Consider the following 20,168-nt stretch of genomic DNA (forward strand, 5'->3'; position numbering starts at 1 on the left):
GCACCTCGCAGAACATGATGTCGTCCAGGCCGCAGCCAGCCGATCATCGACCAACTCCGGTTTTTTCCATGGTCATTGGTGCAGCCACGAACCACGGAGTGTCAGTCAGCTCCGTACAGTAGAACCACGAGTACGTCGTCGAGTGTTTCCGCCGATTTGAAGGCGAGGCCATGTCCGACTCCTCTGTTCCACTCCCCCGCCCTCGTAGGTCTTCCCGACGTTCGAGGTCCCACATTGTCAACCAAAACCGTTTTGGTCGGCCGGAGTTGCTCACCGACCGGCTGCTGATCCAGGTGGACGCCTCCCGAGTGGGGTTTGTGCGGAACCAGCTGGACCCCGCCCGCAGCGGGCTCGTGATCAGTGGACCGAAGGCCCTCAGAAAGGCGTCGGAGCTACGGGGCAACGACTACGAAGGCGTACTCATCGCCGACCCGGCGTTTTACGAGAACACCGTCGCGACGGCGAGCGAGCCATTCTTCTCGCGAACTGACGAGCTGCCCACAGCGGATCCGCTCGGCCAAGCAGTCCAGGAACAGCTCGCCGCAGGCGCGACGGCGGCGCTCGCGCCGACTGGATACCTCCGAGCCGGGGACACAGCCGCTGTACGAGCTGCTGTACGCGATGTGGCGGCGCGGGAGGACCCCCGGATCGTACTCACCCTCCCAATCGACGTCGGCTGGCTGCACGACGACCTGGTCGGCAGCTTCATCGAAGAAGCGAGCGCGGCACCGGGTATGAAAGCCATCATGCTCGGTGGCCAGTTGGACCCGCTGGCGAGTTTTCCCGACGCGTTGGCCGGGCTGGCGCGGGTACTGGCCCAAGTACCGGGAACTGCGGTGCTGCGGGCCGATCTCGCGGCATTCGGAGCACTGGCACGAGGCGCAGTGTTCGCCGCCTACGGGCTGTCGGGACGCTTCCGGCACGTCGTCCCGCCCGGTGAGCCTGCGAAGAGTTCGGGGTTCGCCGACTCCCCGGCCGTACTGTTTCCCGAGTTGATGGCCCTGTTCCTCGGCAAAACCCTCGCACGCCGTTTCGCCGCGACGCACGCACCCGTGTGCGAGTGCGCTGCCTACGGGCATCGGACGTTGGACAGCTTCCCGAGCAACCGCGACGCCAGGTCGGCAGCGCAGCACAACACGGCCGTGCTGATGTCCTGGCAGCAGACGCTGCAGACCCTGGAGGTTGGACCAGAGCGCCAGAGGTGGTGGCAGGAACGCTGCCGGGCCGCAGTGGACCGGTACCCACTCGTCAACGCCGCCATCCAGCAGCCGGACGGCTTCAAGGTCCAACCGCAATTGCTGAGGTGGTCCCTCCTCGATGCGGCGCCCTCGGCACCGGCCGGCGCGGGAGCCGACTGACGGGCAGACTGGCGGCTCAGACCAACCGCCCGTACAGCTCCTCGACGAAGTGCCACGCCGCAGCGGTGTGCCGCTGCGGCCGGTACGCCTCGGGCTCCAAGGCGATCCGAATACCGTCCGGCTCATTGACCAGCACGCCGATGCCGTAGAAAGCGGCCTCCGCCAAGATCTCGTCCGACCGCGCGTGCAGAACCTCGTCGAGCAGGACAGCTCGGCGGCAAAACGGCGCGAACCGGCCTGCTCGTTCCAGACCCGTCCGCCAACCAGCAGCCCGCACGACCGCGAGGTCAACAGCGAGCGGTCGGACCGCCCGGCGCGTCACCAGATCGGCGCCCCACTCGACAGCTCCTCCCGGAAGGCCACGAACCTCGGCCTGATCCGGGAGGGAACCCACCGGAACCGGAAGACCGACCGGAAGACCGAGCAGGCACTCCAGCGCGGGGATGCTTCTCAGTCGCTCGGCACCGACCACCTGCCGTCTGCGGCACTCGCTCTCATCGACCCGGTACAGCAGGAGGGCACGGGTACCCAAGACCGAGAACACGGCACCTTCGCTCTCCGAAGAGATCTGCGGCAACGCCGCTTCGCGCACCGAGCGCCACGTCGTGGGATTCACCACACTTGCCATGGGTACCACCCTGCCCTACCGGCTGGCGTGACGGCCAGGAACCCTCCACGCAAGCCCCGGACGAATTCTCCGGCGGACGTCGTTGACGACGGCAAGCAACTGGAGGCCGGATCCCGGGTAACGCGGAGCCTTTCACGCATCAGGCATAAGAACTTCTAACGAAATGTGCCGACGTCCTCTGAGGAGAGCCGGAGGGCGCACGGCGGTTAGGCTGTGCGTTTCGATCACGTGTAGGGGGAATGCTCGTGCTGGACACGGAGCTGATGCTGGGGTGGGTCGCGGGACTGGCCAAGGCGCGGCAGGACGTCGGGCCGGTGGAACACCCGTGGGGGCTGCGGGTAGAGACGCCGCGTAAGCGGGAGCGGGCGCGGCACGTGCTGCTCGACCCGCGCGAGGAGCTGGTGCGGGCGGCGGCGGAGGCAGCGCAGCGTGTGCCGTACACCTGGATCAAGGCGTTCGTGGACCCGCGGCCCGCGCTGGCCTGGGCCGGGGAGGGCTGGGAGATCGGCGGGCCCGAGATCATGATGACCGCGCCGCTGCGCCCGGCCGAAGTCCGGGTGCCAGCCGGGTACGAGCTGAGCACCGATGTGGTGGACGGGGTCGTCCACGTACGCGTGCGGACCGGGGCCGGGGAGTACGCCGCCGACGGCTGGACCGCCGTCGTGGGCCGAGTGGCCGTGGTCGACCGGGTGGCGACGGACGAGGCGCACCGGCGGCGGGGCCTGGGCAGCACGGTGATGCGGGTGCTCGGCAATGCCGCGCTGGAGCAGGGGGCTGAGACTGCCGTGCTCGGGGCGACGGTCGAGGGCCAGGCGCTGTACGCGTCGCTGGGCTGGAGTGCGCACGCGAATCTGACTGGGCTGGTCTACAAGGGGTGAACCACCGCCCCGAGGACGGTCCCGAGCTGGCGGCACTCCTGATCCGGAACGGGGTTCGGCTCTAGGTCAGCCCTGGCAGCGCACGGGCCGGAACAAGGGCAGGGTGGGGACATGGTCGAGGACCGGAACGCGGAACTCGCCGTACTCCGCCCGCCAGGCCGTGGCCGCCGCGTTGGAACATCGCCTCGACGCGCTCAAAGAGAATCAGCCCGCTCTGAGCCGGCGATGGAGCTTCACGAGGACCGCACGGAGCGCAGTCTCCTCCAGCAGATGAGCGCACACGCGAGAGACAGGAAGGCCTCGTGGATGTCGTCGCGGATCTCCCAGCGGATCCGCAGGCGACGGAAGTGGTGCAGCAGTGCGAACGCCCTCTCGACCACCCACCTCTGAACTCCCAGACCGGAACCATGCCCGGTGTTGCGGCGGGCGATGAGTGGCCGTATGTCCAGTTCGCGCACCATACGACGGTACTTGTCGTGGTCGTAGCCGCGGTCCGCCAGTACCACGTCGGGGCGCCGCCGTGGTCGGCCTCGCTTGCCGCGCACCGGCGGCACCGCTTCCAGGAGTGGGATGAGCTGTGTGACGTCGTTGCGGTTGCCGCCGGTGAGCGTGAAGGCGAGCGGGATCCCGGTCGCATCGGTGATCAGATGGTGCTTGCTGCCCGTCTTGCCCCGGTCAACGGGGCTTCGTCCCGTCTTGGAGCCCCCCCCTTTAGAGCCCTGACGTGTGAGGAGTCCACCGTCGCGCGGGAGAAGTCGAGCACGTCGGCGGCCCGGAGCTCGGCGAGCAAGGCCTCGTGCAGACGCTGCCACACACCCGCCTCGTGCCACTCGGCCAGGCGCCGCCAGCAGGTCATTCCCGAGCCGAACCCCAGCTCCTGCGGCAAGTGTTCCCAGGAGATCCCGGTGTGAAGGACGAACAGGATCCCCTGGAAGACCAGCCGGTCGTCCAGCCGACTGCGGCCCGGATGATGCGTTCGCCGCTCCGTCTTCGGCAGCAGCGACCCGATCACCGCCCACAGTTGGTCGCTGACCTGCCACGGCTTCGGCCGCGCCACCCCAGCGCCCCCACCACATGATCAATCTGACGCTGAGTGGGATCCAACCACACCGTTGATCATTTTGTTAGGAGTTCTAAGCAGGCTCTCCCCGATGAGGACGGAATGGCCTGGAGCACGCCGTAGCTGGGATCGCCCGGCTCTAAGCCTGCGCTGACGCACTACGCTCGCCATTTCTCCGTTGCGGGACCCGAAACCACGTGGCGGCCTGGTACCACACAACAGACCGACAGTTAACCATTGACGAGGGGATGCGAACCTGCCAAACGCCCTGTCTCATGCCCAGTCTCGGGGGGTACACCCACTGCAGGCCACGTCGGACGGATGGCCTCTCGGCCGTTACCGAGAGGCCGTGCATCCCGCGGCAGCCGAAGCCCGACTACGCCTGATTGCAAGCACGATGAGTTGCGATCAGGTCGCGGTACCAGGCGAAGGACGCCTTCGGGGTGCGCCGCTGGGTGGTGAAGTCGACGTGGACCAGGCCGAAGCGCTGGCTGTAGCCCTCGGCCCATTCGAAGTTGTCGAGCAGGGACCAGGTGCAGTAGCCGCGGACGTCGATGCCGTCGGCGGTGGCGCAGGCGAGGGCGTCGAGGTGGCCGGCCAGGTAGTCGGTGCGGGAGGTGTCGTCGAGGGTGTCGTCGGTGGAGCAGCCGTTCTCGGTGACGGTGATCGGGGGGAGGGCGTCGCCGTAGCGGTCGCGGAGGGTGCGGAGGAGTTCGGTGAGGCCCTCGGGGACGACGGGCCAGCCGAAGTGGGTGGGGGGGACGCCGTCGATGGGGGCCTCGGCGAAGGGGAGGCCGGGCTCGGTGGGGGCGGCGATGCGGGTCGGGTTGTAGTAGTTGACGCCGAGTCCGTCCAGGCCGGGGGCGGAGATCAGGTCGAGGTCGCCGTCCTGGACGGCGCCGTGCAGGTCCGGGCCGACTCCGTACGCGGTCAGGTCGGGGTAGCGGCCGAGGAGGAGCGGGTCGGTGAACAGGCGGTTGTGCAGGGTGTCGTAGGCGTCGGCGGCGGCGAGGTCGGCCGGGTCGGCGGAGGCGGGCCGTACCGGGGTGAGGTTGTTGGCGATCAGGACCTCGCGGCCGCGGGCGCGCAGTTCGGCGGCGGCCAGGCCGTGGGCGAGGAGTTGGTGGTGGGCGGCGGGCAGGGCGTCGAGCATCAGGGTGCGGCCGGGGGCGTGGATGCCGAGCGCGTAGCCGTACACCAGGTGGACGAAGGGCTCGTTGAGGGTGATCCAGGCCGGGACGCGGTCGCCGAGGCGGTCGGCGGCCAGCGCGGCGTACTCGGCGAAGCGGTGGGCGGTGTCGCGGTGCAGCCAGCCGCCTTCGTCCTCCAGGGCCTGCGGGAGGTCCCAGTGGAAGAGGGTGGGCAGCGGGGTGATGCCGGCTTCGAGGAGGCCGTCGACCAGGCGCTCGTAGAAGTCGAGCCCGGCGGGGTTGGCGGGGCCGCGGCCGGTGGGCTGGACGCGCGTCCAGGCGAGCGAGAACCGGTAGGTGTCCAGGCCGAGTTCGCGCATCAGGGCGATGTCCTCGGGCCAGCGGTGGTAGTGGTCGCAGGCGGTGCGCCCGCTGTCGCCGTTCTTCACCGCGCCGGGGCGTTCGCAGAAGGTGTCCCAGATCGAGCGCCCCCGGCCGTCCTCGTCCACCGCGCCCTCGATCTGGTACGCGGCGGTGGACACGCCCCAGCGGAACCCGGCGAGCAGGTCGTGGCGGTCCGTCATGGCGGCCCCCTTGCGCTCGATAATATGAGGACTGCTCACATTAGGGAGTCCGACCGCCTGACGCCAGACCCGGACGCGGAACCGGGTCCGACCCCGGACGCGGGTGCGGATGCGGATACGGGCCCGGGCTCGATCGCGCCGCGCGGGGCGGAGCGTCAGGCGCGGCGCGGGCAGGTGGCGCAGGGGTTGGCCGGGTCGACGGCGTAGTAGAGGCAGCAGCCCTGCCGGGTGCGGGTCCAACCGCCGTGCTCGCGGCGGAAGTTCGCGGGTCCGGTCCACGGCCGGGCGCCGGCGGGCAGGAGTGCGGTGGCGGTGGCGACGGCGCGGTCCTCCTCGCCGAGCATGCGGCCGAGGTACCAGAGGCCGGAGAGCAGGTCGTCGGTGGCCATCCCCCACAGGGCGCGGGGGCCCCGGCGGACGAGGGGCTGGAAGGCGGCGAGGACGGGGCCGACGTGGGCGGCGACGGCGTCGCGCAGGGCGGCTTCGTCACCGGGGGCCCAGTCGCCGGGGCGGAGCGCGAAGTCGCCGGTCGCGGCGTCGGTCCACAGCCGGCCGGCCGGGAGGAGCGGGATCCGCCCCTCCAGGTACCAGACGCCGCTGATCAGCAGGGAGGCGGTCCACAGGTGGTGGTGCAGCAGCCGGGAGGCGGCGACGTGCGGGCGCGGCGCGAGGCCGTGGCGGTCGCGGATCCGGGCAGCCTCGGCGTCGACGAGCCGCCCGACGGCGGAGGCGAGCCGGTCCGCGGGGATCCACTCCCGGCCGCCCGCCGGGGCCCCGCCCGCCGACGCGTCGTTCGCCGGATCGCCATCCATCAGGGAGAACGTCAGCGCCGGGCAGGCGTGGGCGAGTTGACGGTAGGTCAGGGCGAGGCGGCCGGTCGCGGGTGCGGGCCGGGCGGGCAGGTCGAGCATGGCGGCTTCCTTCGGGCGTGAGACGCGGGTTCACTCCCCGCGCCCCCACCGGCACTTGACTTATTAAGGTTAGCCTAACCAAAATCTGTTTCCGTGCTCAGAACCGAACCAACCGTGTCCGCCACCCCGGCACCCCGGTCCGCAGCAGCGCGGCAGGTCTCGCTGCTCGCTGCCGGCCTCGGGGCGCTCGCCCTGTGCGCGGCCCTCAGCCTCGCCCTCGGATCACGATCGATCCCGCTCGCCACGGTGGTTGACGCCCTGTCGGGCAGGGCGCACGGCGCCGACGCGGACGTGGTGGTCGGCCTCCGGGTGCCCCGGACCGTCATCGGGATCGCGGTGGGCGCGGCGCTCGGCGCGGCCGGGGCGGTCGCCCAGGGCGTGACGCGCAACCCGCTGGCGTCGCCGACCACGCTGGGCATCAACGCGGGGGCCGGGTTCGCGGTGGTGACCGCGATCTTCGCGCTGGGCCTGTCGCACCCGCTGCAGTACGTCTGGTTCGCGGTGGCGGGCGCGAGCGGCGCCGCGCTGCTGGTGTACGGGATGGCGCGGCACTCGGGCGACCTGGACCCGGTGCGCTTGGCCCTCGGCGGCACCGTGCTGTCGGCGGTGCTGGCGTCCTGGACGTCGGCGCTGATGCTGGCGAGCCGCCGGACGCTGGACGAGGCCCGGTTCTGGCTGGCCGGTTCGGTCGGCGGGCGCAGCCTGGACGGGCTGTACCAGGTGCTGCCGCTGCTCGCGGTCGGCGTGCTGCTGGCGCTGCTGGTCGCCCCGGCGCTGAACGCGCTGGCGCTCGGCGACGAGACCGCGCAGGCGCTGGGCGTGCCGGTGGCGCGGATCCGGGTGCTGGGCGGCCTGGCGGTGGTGCTGCTGGCGGCCGGTTCGGTCGCGGTGGCCGGGCCGGTGGCGTTCATCGGCCTGGCGGCGCCGCACCTGGTGCGTCCGCTGCTGGGCAACGACCACCGGGTGCTGGTGCCGGGCTGCCTGATCGCCGGTCCGGTGCTGCTGCTGCTGGCCGACGTGCTGGGCCGGCTGGTGGCGCGGCCGTCCGAGATCGAGGTCGGGATCGTCACCGCGTTCCTCGGCGCGCCGCTGCTCGCGGTGCTGGCCCGGAAGGCGGCGGCGGCGCGATGAGCCCGGACACCCTGACCCCCGCCCCGTCCGCCCGCACCGCCCCCGCCGCGGCCGGGTCGAAGCCCGGTGCGCTGGCCCGGGCCCGGCGGCGGACCCTGCTGCTGATCGCGGCGGCGGCCGTGCTGCTGGTGCTGACGGCCGGGGTGGCGCTGTCCACCGGCCAGGTGTCGATCGCGCTGCCGGACGCGCTGCGCGCGCTGTTCGGCTCCGGCTCGGCGGGCGACGTCCTGGTGGTGCGCGAGTTCCGGGCGCCCCGGGTGCTGTCCGCGGTGGTCGCGGGCGCCGGCCTGGCGGTGGCGGGGTCGCTGCTGCAGCGGCTGTTCCGCAATCCGCTGGCCTCGCCGGACGTGATCGGCGTGACCGGCGGCGCCTCGTTCGGCGCGGTGCTGCTGCTGGCCACCGGCGCCTCGCAGGCGCTGACCCCGCTGGCGGCGCTGGGCGGCGGGCTGCTGGCGGCTGCGCTGCTGGGCGCGTTCGCCTGGCGCTCGCGGATGGCGGTGACCCGGCTGGTGCTGGTGGGCCTGGCCGTGCAGGCGGGCCTGGCGGCGGCCGTCAACCTGATGATCGTCCGCTTCCCGGCCGAGCTGGCCGGGCAGGCGCTGCAGTGGACCACCGGTTCGCTGTACGGGCGGACCTGGCCCGAACTGTGGGGCGCCGGCGGGGCGATCGCCGCCGCGGTGGCCGCCGCGTTCCTGATGGACCGTCGGGTCGCGGTGCTCGACCTGGGCGACGACTCGGCCGGCGGCCTGGGCGTCGACCCGCACCGGACCCGGCTGGGCCTGCTGCTGCTCGCCGTGGTGCTGGCCTCGCTGGCCGCCGCGCTGGCCGGGCCGGTCGGCTTCGTCGCCCTCGCCGTGCCGCACCTGGTGCGGCTGCTGGCCGGCCCGCCGACCCCGCTCACCCTGGCGCTGACCGCGCTGACCGGCGCGCTGCTGCTGACCGCCGCCGACCACCTCGTCCTGCACGTGCTGCCGGTGCACGGCCTGCCGGTCGGCGCCGTCACCGCGACGCTCGGTGCCCCGTGGCTGCTGGCGCTGATGATCCGCCAGGGCCGACCGCCGCAGAGGAGCTCCCGATGACCACCACCGCCCCCTCCCCCGACCGGCTGGCCGCCCGGGGCCTGCACCTGCGCTACGGCGACCGCGAGGTCGTCCGGGGCCTGGACCTGGAGCTGCCCGGCGGGGCGGTCACCGCGATCGTCGGGCCGAACGCCTGCGGCAAGTCGACGCTGCTGCGCGGCCTGGTCCGGCTGCTGGCCCCGGCGGCCGGTACCGTCACCCTGGACGGCGCCGACATCCACCGGATGCCGGCCCGGGCGCTGGCCCGCCGGATGGGCCTGCTGCCGCAGCAGCCGGTCACCCCGGAGGCGGTCACCGTGGAGGCGCTGGTCCGGCTCGGCCGCTACCCGCACCAGCGGATGCTCACCCCGTGGTCGGCCGCCGACCAGGCCGCGGTGGAGGAGGCGCTGCGCCGCACCGGCACCGACGTGCTGCGCGACCGCCCGGTCGACCGGCTCTCCGGCGGCCAGCGCCAGCGCGCCTGGATCGCGCTCGCGCTGGCCCAGGAGACCGACCTGCTGCTGCTGGACGAGCCGACCACCTTCCTCGACCTGCGCCACCAGCTGGACGTCCTCGACCTGGTCACCGACCTGCACCGGGACGCCGGACGGACGGTGGTGATGGTGCTGCACGACCTCGGCCAGGCCGCCCGCTACGCCGACCACCTGGTGGTGCTGGACGGCGGTGAGCCGGCCGCGGCCGGCCCGCCCGGCGAGGTGCTGACCGCCGAACTGGTCGAGCGGGTCTTCCAGGTGCCCTGCCGGATCGTCCCCGACCCCGAGACCGGCACGCCGCTGGTCGTCCCGCTGGCCCGCCGCTGACCCACCCCCTTGAGCTTCCGGTGGCGCCCGTGCGCCCCACCGGCGATGGACCCTGCCCGAAAGCCGACTCCCCGGCTCCCGAACTCCCCTGCGAGGAAAGAAACATGACCAACCGCAAGCTCTCCGCCGCCGTGCTCGCCGCGGTGCTCTCCACCGCCCTGCTGACCGCCTGCGGCAGCGAGGGCACCAGCGACGCCAAGCCCGCCGCGAGCCAGGCGGCCGGCGACAGCGCCGCCGCCTTCCCGCGCAGCGTCAAGCACGCGCTGGGCACCGCCGAGATCAAGGCCCAGCCCAAGCGCGTCGTGGTGCTGGACTCCGGCGAACTCGACGACGTCACGCTGCTCGGCATCACCCCGGTCGGCGCGGTCGCCCCGCACCTGAAGACCGAGGGCGGCTTCCCCGCGTACCTCAAGGGCAAGGTCGACGGCACCAAGGACGTCGGCCCGATGAACGAGCCGAACCTCGAACTGATCGCCTCGCTCAAGCCCGACCTGATCCTCACCTCGAAGGTCCGGCACGAGAAGGTGTACGACAAGCTCAACGCGATCGCCCCGACCGTGATGGCCGAGACCACCGGCGAGCCGTGGAAGGCCAACCTCAAGCTGTACGCGCAGGCCCTGGGCAAGGAGACCGAGGCCGCGAAGGCGCTGGGCGACTACGAGGCCCGGGCCGCCAAGCTCGGCGAGGAGATCAAGGCCAAGTACAACGGCACCGCGCCGTCCGTCTCGGTGGTCCGCTTCGTGGCCGGCCCGACCCGCCTGTACCAGAACGCCTCGTTCAGCGGCGTGGTGCTCAAGGACGCCGGCCTGGCCCGGGCGATCAAGGCGCCGGACGTCGACAAGGCGATGCTGGACGTCAGCCCGGAGCAGATCAACCAGGCCGACGCCGACCTGGTGTTCGTCACCACCTCCGACGACCCGTCCAAGACCAAGCAGGCCGAGGTCCAGCAGACCGCCGTCTGGCAGGGCCTGAACGCGGTGAAGAACGGCAAGGTCTTCACCGTCCCGGACGAGACCTGGATGTCCGGCATCGGCGTCCAGGCCGCCGACCGGATGCTCGGCGACATCGCCTCGGCCGCCGGCGTCGACGCCCCCAAGTAGCCACCCGCCCCCACCAATCGAACGGGACTGATCGCCTTGCGGCTCCACCTGCTCGCCCTGAACCCGACCGACTCGGTGACCGACGGCTTCCTGCCCGCCGCGGCCCGGCTCGGACTCGACGTCACGATCCTCACCGACGACCCCGCGGCCCACCAGCGGGCCTACGCGGAACGGGAGTTCAGACCGCGACTGGTCGAGTGCGACGTCCGGGACTTCCGCGCGGTGATCAGTACCGTCTCGCAACTCGGCGCCCCGGACGCGGTGTTCAGCAACAGCGACCATCTGCAGACCCAGACCGCGCTGGCCGCCGAGTACTTCGGGCTGCCCGCCAAGGACTGGCGGGCCGCGCTGCGCGCCAAGGACAAGGGCCAGCTGCGCCGCCACCTGGCGCTGGCCGGCCTGGACGCCGTCCGCTCCGCCGAACTACCGCCCGGCGCCGACCCGGTGGAGCTGGACGTGCCGTTCCCGTGCGTGCTCAAGCCGCGCGAGGGCGTGGCCAGCGAGGACGTCTCGCTGGTCAGCGACGCGGCCGAACTCGCCCGCCGCTGCGCGGAGATCCGCGCGCGGCGGCCGGAGGCGGTGCTGGTCGTCGAGGAGTTCCTGGCCGGCGAGCTGCACACCCTGGAGACCCTCGGCGACGGGCACGCCCGGCACGTCCTCGGCGGGTTCCGCACCCGGCTCTCCCCGCCGCCGGACTTCATCGAGGAGGTCCTGACCTTCGTCCCGGCCCACCCCGCGGACGTCACCGGGCAGGTGCTCGCCCAGCTCGACGCGCTCGGCGTCGGGCTCGGCGCCTGCCACACCGAGTTCGTCGTCCAGCCGGACGGCCGGGCCCGGATCATCGAGGTCAACTACCGCGCCATCGGCGACCAGTGCGACCTGATGCTGGCGCGGATCCTCGGCATCCCGTTCTTCGAACTGGTGCTGCGCGCCCACCTCGGCGAGCGGCTGCCCGCCGACCTCGGCGCGCGCACCGACCGGCGGGCCCGCAACGAGGCGGTCCTCGCCGACCGGGCCGGCACCCTGACCGCCGCCCCCGGCCCGTACGACGCCGAGAGCGACGGCGTGGAACTCTCCTACCGGCCGGTGCGCCGGGTCGGCGAGCACCACGCACTGCACCGCACCAACCGCGACTACCTGGGCGTGGTCTGGGCCGTCGGCCCGGACCAGCAGCGGGTGGACGCCGCCGTCGCCGGGTTCCTCGCGGCCAACCGGTGGGAGATCACCCCGTGAGCCGTGTGAGTTCAGTGAACCCTGCGAGCCCCCGGCACCCGGCCGGCCCCGCCGAGCAGTTGACGCTGCGGGTGCTGAGCGCGCTGCTGCGCGAGGACGTGCTCGGCCTGCGCAGCGGCGCGAGCGTCGAGCGGCGCGCCGACGGGCCGTGGCTGCGCAGCGGCGCCTTCGCCCTGCCGGTGGCGGCCGAGGGCTTCCAGTGCGAGTACGCCGCCCGGCTGCCGCTGCTGGAGGCGGACGGCGCCCCGCTGACCGGACTCCCAGAGATCCTGGCCCGGTTGGCCGAGGCGGCCGACCCGCTGGACCGGCCGGGGCACCTGGCGTTCGCCGAGGAGTGCCGGCAGACCCTGGCCACCATGGAGCTGCACGAGGCGGTCCGCGCCGGGGTGCACGAGCGGCTCGCCGCGGCGTACGGCCCGGACCCGGCCCGGTGGACCGGCCCGGCCGCCTCGCTCGCCTTCGACACCCTCGCCGCCTACCTCGACCACCCGGTGTACCCCACCGCCCGCGGCCGCTCTGGCCTGACGGAGCGTCAACTGCGGTCGTACTCACCGGAGTTCCACCCGTCGTTCGAGCTGCGCTGGCTGGCCGTGCCGGCCGCCGGGCTGGACGCGCGGGCGATGGAGCCGCTCCCCGACTGGTGGCCGAGCGCCCGCCGGTTCGGCGTGCGCGGCGCCTACCTGGCCCTCCCGGTGCACCCGCTGACCGTCGACCGGCTCCCGGAGCTGCCCGGCGCGGTGCTGGCCGAGGAGCCGTACCTGGAGGTGGTGCCGACCCTGTCGATGCGCACCGTCGCGGTCTCCCGGGACCCGTCGGTCCACCTCAAACTGCCGCTGGCCACCGCCACCCTGGGGCAGCGCAACCGGCGCACCATCAAACCCGGCACCCTCGCCGACGGGGCCGCCGGACAGCTGCTGATCGAGGCCGTCCTGGAGCGCGAGCCCCGGTTCGCCGGGCGGATCCTGCACGCCGACGAGCAGAGCCACGCGCAGGCCGCCGGCGACGAGCTGCTCGCCGTCCTGGTCCGGCGCCAGCCCGCCGGGCTCGACGGCGCGGTCACCGTCCCGCTGGCGGCGCTGCTGGCCGCCGCGCCCGGCGGGCGCCTGGTGGTCGACCACCTCGCGGACCGCTTCTACGCGGGCTCCGTCCCGGAGCTGTACCGGGAGCTCACCGAGCTGCTGGTCGACTGGCAGACCACCCTGTTCGGGTACGGCATCGCGCTGGAGTCGCACCAGCAGAACACCTCGCTGGTGCTGGACGAGGACGGCGGCCGGACCCGGCTGCGGCTGCTGTACAAGGACAACGACGGCCCCCGGATCAACCTCGACCGGCTCGGCGAACTCGCCCCCTACCGAAGGCTGTTCGACGACGCCCGGATCTTCGGCCACCGGGACCGGCCGCTGACCGACCTGTTCACCACCATCACCGGCCACCTGTGCACCGCCTCGCTCGCCTTCGGCCTGGCCGCACACGGCCGCGCCCCGCTGGAGTCGACCCTCGGCCTGCTGCGCGGGACGCTCGCCGCGGCCGTCGACCGGCTCGGCCCGGCCGGCGCCCCGCTGCGCACCGACCTGCTGGAGGCGCGGCGGCTGCCGGTCAAGGCCATGGTCACGGCCGGCACCCTGCTGGCCAAGGACCGCTCCGGCGCCGCCGACGTCAACAAGCACTACACCGACGGCCCCAACTACCTGCTCGGTGCGGGGCGGCCGTGAGCACCGGCGCACTGGAACGCGGCACCCACGCCGCCGAGCGGCCCGCCGGCGGCCTGAACCGCCGCCAGGTCCACGGGCTGGCCGCCTGCTACTTCGTCGCCTCGTTCGCGGCGCTCGGCCTGCCGCCGTACCTGACCGGGATCCTGCCCGCCCTGGGCGACCGCGAGGGGCGCTGGGCCGGCCTGCTGTACGTCGTGCCGACCGTGTTCAGCGCCCTCGGCGCGCCGCTGTGGGGCCGGCTCGCCGACCGGTTCGGCCGCAAGCGGCTCCTGCTGCGCGCCCAACTCGGGCTCGCCGTCTCCTTCCTGCTGGCGGGCGCCGCCGACTCGCTGCCCGCCTTCACCGCCGCCCTGGTCCTCCAGGGCTTCCTCGGCGGCACCTTCGCCGCCACCAACGGCTACCTCGGCGCGGCGCTGCGCGGCGCCGACCTGTCGCGCGCGCTCACCCTGATGCAGGGCAGCGCCCGCGCCTCGCTGGTCGCCGCGCCGGTCCTGGTCGGCGCGCTCTCGCCGTGGCTCTCCCCGCACCGGCAGTACCTGCTGATGGCCGTACTGCCGCTGGCGGCCGCCGTGCTGCTGGCCTTCCTGCCCGAACCGGAGCAGCCGGCCCGCACCGCGGCGGCCGACGGGCCGCCCGGAGCGGCGCCGGAGCGGCGGCCGCTGCGCCTGCTCTACGCGTTCGAGTTCGCGTTCGTCTTCGCCACCATCGTCTCCTTCCCCTACCTGATCGCCCTGGTCGAGCAGCACCTGCCCGGGGTCTCCGGCACCGTGGCGGGGGTGCTGTTCGCACTGCCGCACCTGGTGTACCTGCTCACCGCGGGCCGGGTGCACCGCCTGTTCCACCACCGGCCGCGCACCGGCCTGTTCGCCGCCTTCGCCCTGGTCGGCCTCGGCCTCGCCGGGCACGGCGCCGCCCACACGCTGCCCGCCTTCGTCCTCGCCCGGACGGTCCTGGGCGCCGGCCTGACGCTCGGCCTGGTCTGCCTGTCCGTCCTCGCCGCGGCCGCCGCCGAAGGGCGGCCCCCGGGGCGGATGTTCGGCACCCTCGAACTCGTCTCCAAGGGCGGCGCGGTCGCGGCGGGCGCGGTCGCCGCCGCGGTCAACGGCGCCTTCGGCCCGACCGCCCCCGTGCTCACCGGCACCGCCGCGGCCGCACTCGCCGCCCTCCTCGTCCTCCTGACCCGCTGGAGCCCCCGATGACCACGAAGACCGACCACCGGCCGGAGACCGCGGACCCGGACGCCCGGCCCGGCCTCGACGCCCTGCCGAGCGCCGACGACGCCGTCGCCCACACCCTGCTCAACTGCCTGCTGCGCGAGGTCTCCGGGCCCGAGCACCAGACCGCCGTCGCCGACGGCACCCTGCTGCTGCGCCTGCCCCGCCGCGGGGCCCTGCTGCGGGTCGCGCTGCGCCGCACCTCGCTGCTCGGCGCGCACCGCTTCACCGGACCGGTCAGCGAGCAAGTGCCGGACGGATGGCGGGAGTTGGGCTGGCGCGAGCTGGCCGAGCACGTCCGGGCCGAGCTGACCCTGCGCACCGGCGTCGCCAACGAGGAGTTCCTCGACCAGGTCGCCTCCAGCCACCAGGTGGTGGCCGCCGCCCTCGCCGACCGGCCCGCCCCCGGCGGCGACCGGTACCTGGAGTCGGAGCAGGCGCTGCTCTTCGGCCACCGCTTCCACCCCGCGCCCAAGTCCCGCTCCGCGCACCGCGGTTCCTGGTCCGACTACGCCCCCGAGGCCCGGGCCGCGTTCCGCCTGCGGCACCTCGCCGTGCGCACCGAGTACGTCGTGCAGGACACCGCCGACCCGGCCGCGCTCGCCCGGCTGGACGCGCTGCGCCCGGTGCCGGACGGCTACACCCTGCTGCCCGCCCACCCCTGGCAGTACCGGCTGCTGGCCGGCCACCCGCTGCTGACCGCCGCCCTGGCCCGCGGCGACGTGCTCGACCTCGGCGAGGGCGGCGCCCCGTTCGCGGCCACCGCCTCGGTGCGGACCCTGTACGGCGCGGGCGCGTTCCTGAAGTTCAGCCTGAACGTGCGGATCACCAACTGCCTGCGCAAGAACTCCGCGTACGAGCTGGCCGGGGCCGTCACCCTCACCCGGCTGCTCGCCGAGCCGCTCGCCGACCTGGCCCGGCGCTTCCCGGACGCGGCGGTGCTGCGCGAGCCCGCGTTCCGCACCCTGGCGCTGCCCGGCCCGGACGGGGAACCGGACCTCGACCTGTTCGAGGGCTTCGGGCTGATCGTCCGCGAGGGCCTGGACGGGGCCGTCCGCCCGGGCCTGACCCCGCTGCTGGCCGGGGCCGTCGCCGACGAGCACCCGACCAGCGCGGCCCAGGTCGGCGCGCTGCTGCCCGGCCCCGGCGGGGCGGCCGCCCGGGACTGGTGGGCGGCCTACCTGCGGCTGGTCGTCCCGCCGGTGCTCGCCGCCTACTTCGACCACGGCGTGGTCCTCGAACCGCACCTGCAGAACGTCCTGGTCTGCGTGGACGGCCGGGGCCGGCCCGCCCAGGTGCTGTTCCGCGACCTGGAGGGCACCAAGCTGCTGCCCGAGCGGCACGCCGCCGCCCTCGCCGCGCTCCCGGCCGGCACCGCCGGCCCGATGACGTACGACGCGCAGCGCGGCTGGGACCGCGTCGTGTACTGCCTGGTCGTCAACCACCTCGCCGAACTGCTCGCCGCCCTCGCCGACCGGCACCCCGACCTGGAGGCCGCCCTCTGGGACGACGTCCGGACCGTGCTGGCGCAGTACGCCGCCGCGCACGGCTGCCCGCCCCGGCTGGCCGCGCTGCTGGCCGGCGTCCCGCTGCCCGCCAAGGCCAACCTGCTCACCCGGTGGAGCCGCCGCCCGGACCGCGAGGCCGGCTACGTCCCGCTGGCCTCCCCGCTGTCGATCCCGGCCGGCTCCGCCTCCACCTCTGCGAAGGAGCGCCCGTGAGCGTCCCCGCGACGGCCGCCGCCCTGACCGGGCTCCCGGCCTACCTCTACGACCTGGCGGCCCTGCGGGCGCACGCCCGCCGGGTCCGGGCCGCGCTGCCCGAGCGGGTCGAGCTGTACTACGCGGCCAAGGCCAACCCGGAGGCGCCGGTGCTGGCCGCCCTGCACGGCCTGGTCGACGGCTACGAGGTCTCCTCCGGCGGCGAGTTGGCCCACGTGCACGCCACCGTGCCGGACGCCCCGCTGGCGTTCGGCGGCCCCGGCAAGTCCCCCGAGGAGATCGCCGCGGCCCTGCGCCTGCCCGCCGTCCGGCGCTGGCACGTGGAGAGCGAACGCGAACTGCACGTCCTCGCCGCGGCCGCCGACCGCCCCGTCGACGTCCTGCTGCGGGTCAACCTGCCGGTCGGCGGCGGCGCCCTGGACGGCGTCGCGCTGGCGATGGGCGGCCGCCCCACCCCGTTCGGCATGGACCCCGGGCAGGTCACCCGCTGCCTGGCCCTGCTCGCCACCCCCGCCTTCGCCCGCCTGCGGCTGCGCGGCATCCACGCCCACCTGGCCAGCGGCCTGCCCGCCGCCGAGCAACTCCGCGTCGCCGAACGGATCGTCACCTGGTCCGCCGGCCTCGCCGCCCGCCACGGCCTGGCCCTGGACGAGGTGAACGTCGGCGGCGGCATGGCCGTCGACTACGCGGACCCCGACGCCCGGTTCGACTGGCCGCGCTTCGGCCGGGGCCTGGCCGAACTGCTCGCCCGCCACCCGTCCCTGACCCTGCGCATCGAACCGGGCCGCGCCCTGACCGCCCACTGCGGCTGGTACGCCACCGAGGTCCTGGACGTGAAGCACAGCCACGGCGAGGACTTCGCGGTCGTCCGCGGCGGCACCCACCACCTGCGCACCCCCGCCACCCGCGGGCACTCCCAGCCCTTCACCGTCCTGCCGGTCGACCACTGGCCGCACCCCTGGCCGCGCCCCGGCGTCACCGACTCCCCCGTCACCGTCTGCGGCCAACTGTGCACCCCCAAGGACGTCCTGGCCTCCCGCGCCCCCGTCCCGGCCCTGCGCGCCGGCGACCGGCTGCTGTTCGCCATGGCCGGCGCCTACGCCTGGAACATCTCGCACCACGAGTTCCTGATGCACCCCCGCCCGGCCTTCCACTACCTCGCCGACGAGACGCCCGACCCCCCGGCGGAGGCCCCCTGACCGCACCGGCCGACAGCACGCGGCCGGGGGGCGGGAAGGGGACGGGACCCGTGGTGCCAGCCGAAGGGTCCCGTCCCCGTGGTGCGCGGACGGCCGACCCTGGCTCCGCGCACACCCGTCATTCGCAGGGCGGGGGCGGCCGGCTTGGTGCCGGTCGGCGACGTTCACCCGATCGGAGCAGTGCGGTGGGCGCGGGCCCAGGTCAGAGGCGGGCGGGGTCCCCGCCGAGGCGGGTGTAGAGCTGTTGCCAGGCGCGGTCCGCGGCGGTGGGCGGCTTCCCGTCGCAGTAGGGGGCGCGGCCGTTGGCGGTGTAGTAGCGCATAAGCTCCAGCACCGCGACGGTGTCGGCGTCCCGGCCCGCGGTGTAGCGGTCGGCGGGTTCGCGGGTCTGGTGGACGAGGCAGCTGGGCGAGGGGGTGGCGCGCTGGATGTCCAGGGCACCCCGGGTCGGGCCCGCGCACCCGGCCAGGAGCAGGGCCGGTACGGCCGCGAGGGCGAGCCCCCGGCCGAGCGCTGTCGAACGGATGGGCACGGCGGTTCTCCTGATGGTGCGTCAGAGGGCGGACGGCAGGCTGCGCAGGACCATGCCCGCGCCGACGGCGAGGACCAGCAGCGCGGTCAGCAGGGCGCTGTAGGGGGCGAGGCCGCGCAGCCGGGCCAGCGCCGGGTGGGTGGCGGCCGGGCCCAGGCGGTGCCCGAGGCCGACGAGCAGCAGTCCGGCTCCGGTCAGGGTCGCGGCCATGCCGACCCCGTAGGCGATCACCAGGGCCACGCCGAAGACCGTGCGGCCGAGGGCGACGGCGCCGAGCAGCACCAGCAGCGCGGAGGGACTCGGCACCAGGCCCCCGGCGACACCCAGGCCGATCAGCCGGCGCCGGTCCGCCCGGGCGGCCGGTCCGTGCCCGTGGCCGTGGTGGTGGCCGTGGCCGTGACCGTGCCCGTGGCGGTGCCCGAGCGGGCCGTGGTGATGGTGGTGGTGCTCGTGGCCGTGACCGTGGTGCTCGTGGCCGTGATCGTGGTGCTCGTGGCCGTGGTCGTGCGGCTCGTCGCCGTGATCGTGGTGCTGGTGGTGCTGGTGCTGGTGGCCGGTGTTCGGCGGGGCCGGTCGTCCGAGCGCGTGGACGGCCGTCCCGACGGGCACGGGCTGCGCTTCGGGCCTGCGCCGGTCGGCGGTCTCCGCGGTCGGGGCGTTCCCGGCCCGGTCGCGCCGGGAGCGCAGCGCGTCCCGCAGGAGCAGCGCGCCGACGAGGAGGACGAGTGCGCCGCTGACGGTGCCGAGGCGGGCCAGCAGGCGGTCTCCGGCGAGGGTGGAGAAGGCGGTGAGCAGCAGGCCGGTGGCCAGCACGCCCGCGGTGTGGGTGAGGGTGACGGTGGCGCCGACGGTGAGCGCGTCGCGCGGGCGGCCGCGTTTGCCGGCGAGGTAGGCGGCCATGACGGTCTTGCCGTGGCCGGGCAGCAGGGCGTGGCCGGCGCCGAGGACGGTCGAGAGCAGGACGGCGAGCAGGCCGAGCGGCAGGGTCAGGTGGCGGGCGGTGCCGAGCGAGGCGAGCCGGGCGTCGAGGGCGGCGAGCCAGGTGTTCGCGGCGGCGGTCGTCACCGTCCCGGCCCGTGCGGCGGGCCCGGTGCCGGTGCCGGGTCGGGCGCGGAAGGCGGCGGTGGTGACGCCTTCGGGGGTGTCGAGCAAGTCCCGCGGGTAGTCGCGCAGTTCGCGGCTGACGGAGGCGGCGGGGACGTCGGAGCGGTCGAGGACGGCGCCGTCGCCCCGGGCGGTGATCTCGTTCCAGCCGACCCGGGTGGGGTCGGCCCCGGTCTCGACGCGGAAGTCCGTGCCGTCCGGGGCGAGTTGCCGGTCGGCGTGCAGGTGGCATTCGAGGCGGCTGGTGCGCAGTCCGGCCGCGCCGTCCTGATACGCGAACCCGGCCGAGGCGACCGTCCAGGGGAGGACGGTGCCGTCGGCGGTGAGCCGGGTCCGGTGGGCGGCCGCGTCGCACCGGCCGGTGGCCCAGGCGGTGCGTTCGGCGGCGTCGACGGTGCCGTCGTGGTCGGTGTCGGCGGCGTCCTGCTCCTGGAGGGTGGGGATCTCGGCGAGGTCGGTGACGGCGAGCGCGTCGACGCCGTCGGCCCGGACGGTGAGTCCGAGGTAGTGGTTGACCGAGAAGTTGCCGAGCGGGTGGGCCCGGGCGGCCGGTGCGGCCAGGGCGGTGAGGGCGAGGGCCGCGGCGAGGGCGGCCCCGGTACGGGTCAGGGTGCGGTGGACTGCCACGCGGTGCCTCCGGGGTGCGGAACGGCGGTGGGCGCGGGTGCCCCGTGCGGGCTGGCGGCGCGGCAGGGTTTCGGCGCTGGTGCCCGCACACTGTCGCGGCCGTCCGCCCGCCGTGTCCACCGCCGTGCCCGTCCCGTCCGGCCGGACGGGTGATGCCGCTGGGCCGC

Annotated in this window: 17 protein-coding genes; 11 read left to right on the forward strand and 6 right to left on the reverse strand. The window is 74.4% G+C overall.

From position 1 onward, the window contains the following. Positions 1-266 precede the first annotated feature (266 nt). On the forward strand, positions 267-1,358 hold the full coding sequence (locus OU787_RS01085; protein ID WP_268658203.1) for a hypothetical protein: 1,092 nt from the start codon (positions 267-269) through the stop codon (positions 1,356-1,358). A 16-nt stretch (positions 1,359-1,374) separates the two neighbouring features. Here OU787_RS01085 and OU787_RS01090 read toward each other — a convergent pair whose 3' ends face one another. Beyond that, positions 1,375-1,986, reverse strand: a complete 612-nt coding sequence (locus OU787_RS01090; RefSeq protein WP_268658204.1) for a hypothetical protein — start codon at positions 1,984-1,986, stop codon at positions 1,375-1,377. 245 nt (positions 1,987-2,231) lie between these two features. On the opposite strand from OU787_RS01090, the gene OU787_RS01095 reads away from it, so the two are divergent. Next, complete coding sequence (locus OU787_RS01095) at positions 2,232-2,864, forward strand: GNAT family N-acetyltransferase (protein WP_268658205.1); 633 nt, start codon at positions 2,232-2,234, stop codon at positions 2,862-2,864. A 233-nt stretch (positions 2,865-3,097) separates the two neighbouring features. Here the strand turns inward: OU787_RS01095 and OU787_RS01100 are convergent. The 3 genes from OU787_RS01100 to OU787_RS01110 form a co-directional block, all read right to left on the reverse strand. Then, a protein-coding gene (locus OU787_RS01100; RefSeq protein ID WP_442788398.1) for an IS5 family transposase occupies positions 3,098-3,921 on the reverse strand; the annotation gives its coding sequence in 2 pieces (ribosomal slippage) (positions 3,098-3,577 and positions 3,580-3,921; 822 coding nt in all). A 379-nt stretch (positions 3,922-4,300) separates the two neighbouring features. After that, a complete protein-coding gene (locus OU787_RS01105) occupies positions 4,301-5,638 on the reverse strand; it encodes a GH1 family beta-glucosidase (RefSeq protein ID WP_268658207.1) in 1,338 nt (445 codons plus the stop codon). A gap of 155 nt (positions 5,639-5,793) precedes the next feature. Continuing rightward, entirely contained in the window at positions 5,794-6,549 is a 756-nt protein-coding gene (locus OU787_RS01110; RefSeq protein WP_268658208.1) for a (2Fe-2S)-binding protein, read from the reverse strand. Between the two features lie 114 nt (positions 6,550-6,663). Here OU787_RS01110 and OU787_RS01115 point away from each other — a divergent pair, with 114 nt between their 5' ends. The 9 genes from OU787_RS01115 (at position 6,664) to OU787_RS01155 (ending at position 17,738) form a co-directional block, all read left to right on the forward strand. After that, positions 6,664-7,680, forward strand: coding sequence for a FecCD family ABC transporter permease (locus tag OU787_RS01115; RefSeq protein ID WP_030462755.1), 1,017 nt, complete (start codon positions 6,664-6,666; stop codon positions 7,678-7,680). After that, complete coding sequence (locus OU787_RS01120; RefSeq protein WP_030462754.1) at positions 7,677-8,759, forward strand: FecCD family ABC transporter permease; 1,083 nt, start codon at positions 7,677-7,679, stop codon at positions 8,757-8,759. The genes OU787_RS01115 and OU787_RS01120 overlap by 4 nt, the downstream gene beginning before the upstream one ends. Beyond that, positions 8,756-9,559 (forward strand): ABC transporter ATP-binding protein, encoded by an 804-nt coding sequence (locus OU787_RS01125; protein WP_030462753.1) that lies wholly within the window; start codon positions 8,756-8,758, stop codon positions 9,557-9,559. Before OU787_RS01120 ends, OU787_RS01125 begins: the two co-directional genes overlap by 4 nt. Before the next feature lie 104 nt (positions 9,560-9,663). Beyond that, the gene (locus OU787_RS01130) at positions 9,664-10,659 is read left to right on the forward strand and encodes an ABC transporter substrate-binding protein (RefSeq protein WP_030462752.1); all 996 of its coding nucleotides are present in this window, start codon (positions 9,664-9,666) and stop codon (positions 10,657-10,659) included. A gap of 36 nt (positions 10,660-10,695) precedes the next feature. Further along, positions 10,696-11,892 carry an ATP-grasp domain-containing protein gene (locus OU787_RS01135; RefSeq protein WP_268658209.1) on the forward strand — a complete coding sequence of 399 codons (1,197 nt, stop codon included), beginning with the start codon at positions 10,696-10,698 and terminating at the stop codon, positions 11,890-11,892. A 5-nt stretch (positions 11,893-11,897) separates the two neighbouring features. Continuing rightward, positions 11,898-13,604, forward strand: coding sequence for an IucA/IucC family protein (locus tag OU787_RS01140; RefSeq protein ID WP_051817482.1), 1,707 nt, complete (start codon positions 11,898-11,900; stop codon positions 13,602-13,604). After that, on the forward strand, positions 13,601-14,803 hold the full coding sequence (locus OU787_RS01145; RefSeq protein WP_081967196.1) for an MFS transporter: 1,203 nt from the start codon (positions 13,601-13,603) through the stop codon (positions 14,801-14,803). The genes OU787_RS01140 and OU787_RS01145 overlap by 4 nt, the downstream gene beginning before the upstream one ends. Then, entirely contained in the window at positions 14,800-16,539 is a 1,740-nt protein-coding gene (locus OU787_RS01150) for an IucA/IucC family protein (protein ID WP_030462748.1), read from the forward strand. Before OU787_RS01145 ends, OU787_RS01150 begins: the two co-directional genes overlap by 4 nt. Continuing rightward, positions 16,536-17,738 (forward strand): type III PLP-dependent enzyme, encoded by a 1,203-nt coding sequence (locus OU787_RS01155; protein WP_051817480.1) that lies wholly within the window; start codon positions 16,536-16,538, stop codon positions 17,736-17,738. Before OU787_RS01150 ends, OU787_RS01155 begins: the two co-directional genes overlap by 4 nt. A 202-nt stretch (positions 17,739-17,940) precedes the next feature. Here OU787_RS01155 and OU787_RS01160 read toward each other — a convergent pair whose 3' ends face one another. After that, positions 17,941-18,270, reverse strand: a complete 330-nt coding sequence (locus OU787_RS01160) for a hypothetical protein (RefSeq protein ID WP_051817478.1) — start codon at positions 18,268-18,270, stop codon at positions 17,941-17,943. Between the two features lie 21 nt (positions 18,271-18,291). Beyond that, positions 18,292-20,001, reverse strand: a complete 1,710-nt coding sequence (locus OU787_RS01165) for a high frequency lysogenization protein HflD (protein WP_232795129.1) — start codon at positions 19,999-20,001, stop codon at positions 18,292-18,294. Positions 20,002-20,168 lie beyond the last annotated feature (167 nt).

The organism is Kitasatospora sp. YST-16 (assembly GCF_026802215.1).
Taxonomy (GTDB): Bacteria; Actinomycetota; Actinomycetes; order Streptomycetales; family Streptomycetaceae; genus Kitasatospora; species Kitasatospora cineracea.

Bases quoted from the DNA above. Each gene is read 5' to 3' on its own strand.
- OU787_RS01150 (WP_030462748.1), top strand. From the start codon at position 14,800: ATGACCACGAAGACCGACCACCGGCCGGAGACCGCGGACCCGGACGCC.
- OU787_RS01120 (WP_030462754.1), top strand. From the start codon at position 7,677: ATGAGCCCGGACACCCTGACCCCCGCCCCGTCCGCCCGCACCGCCCCC.
- OU787_RS01105 (WP_268658207.1), bottom strand. From the start codon at position 5,638: ATGACGGACCGCCACGACCTGCTCGCCGGGTTCCGCTGGGGCGTGTCC.
- OU787_RS01110 (WP_268658208.1), bottom strand. From the start codon at position 6,549: ATGCTCGACCTGCCCGCCCGGCCCGCACCCGCGACCGGCCGCCTCGCC.
- OU787_RS01130 (WP_030462752.1), top strand. From the start codon at position 9,664: ATGACCAACCGCAAGCTCTCCGCCGCCGTGCTCGCCGCGGTGCTCTCC.
- OU787_RS01125 (WP_030462753.1), top strand. From the start codon at position 8,756: ATGACCACCACCGCCCCCTCCCCCGACCGGCTGGCCGCCCGGGGCCTG.
- OU787_RS01090 (WP_268658204.1), bottom strand. From the start codon at position 1,986: ATGGCAAGTGTGGTGAATCCCACGACGTGGCGCTCGGTGCGCGAAGCG.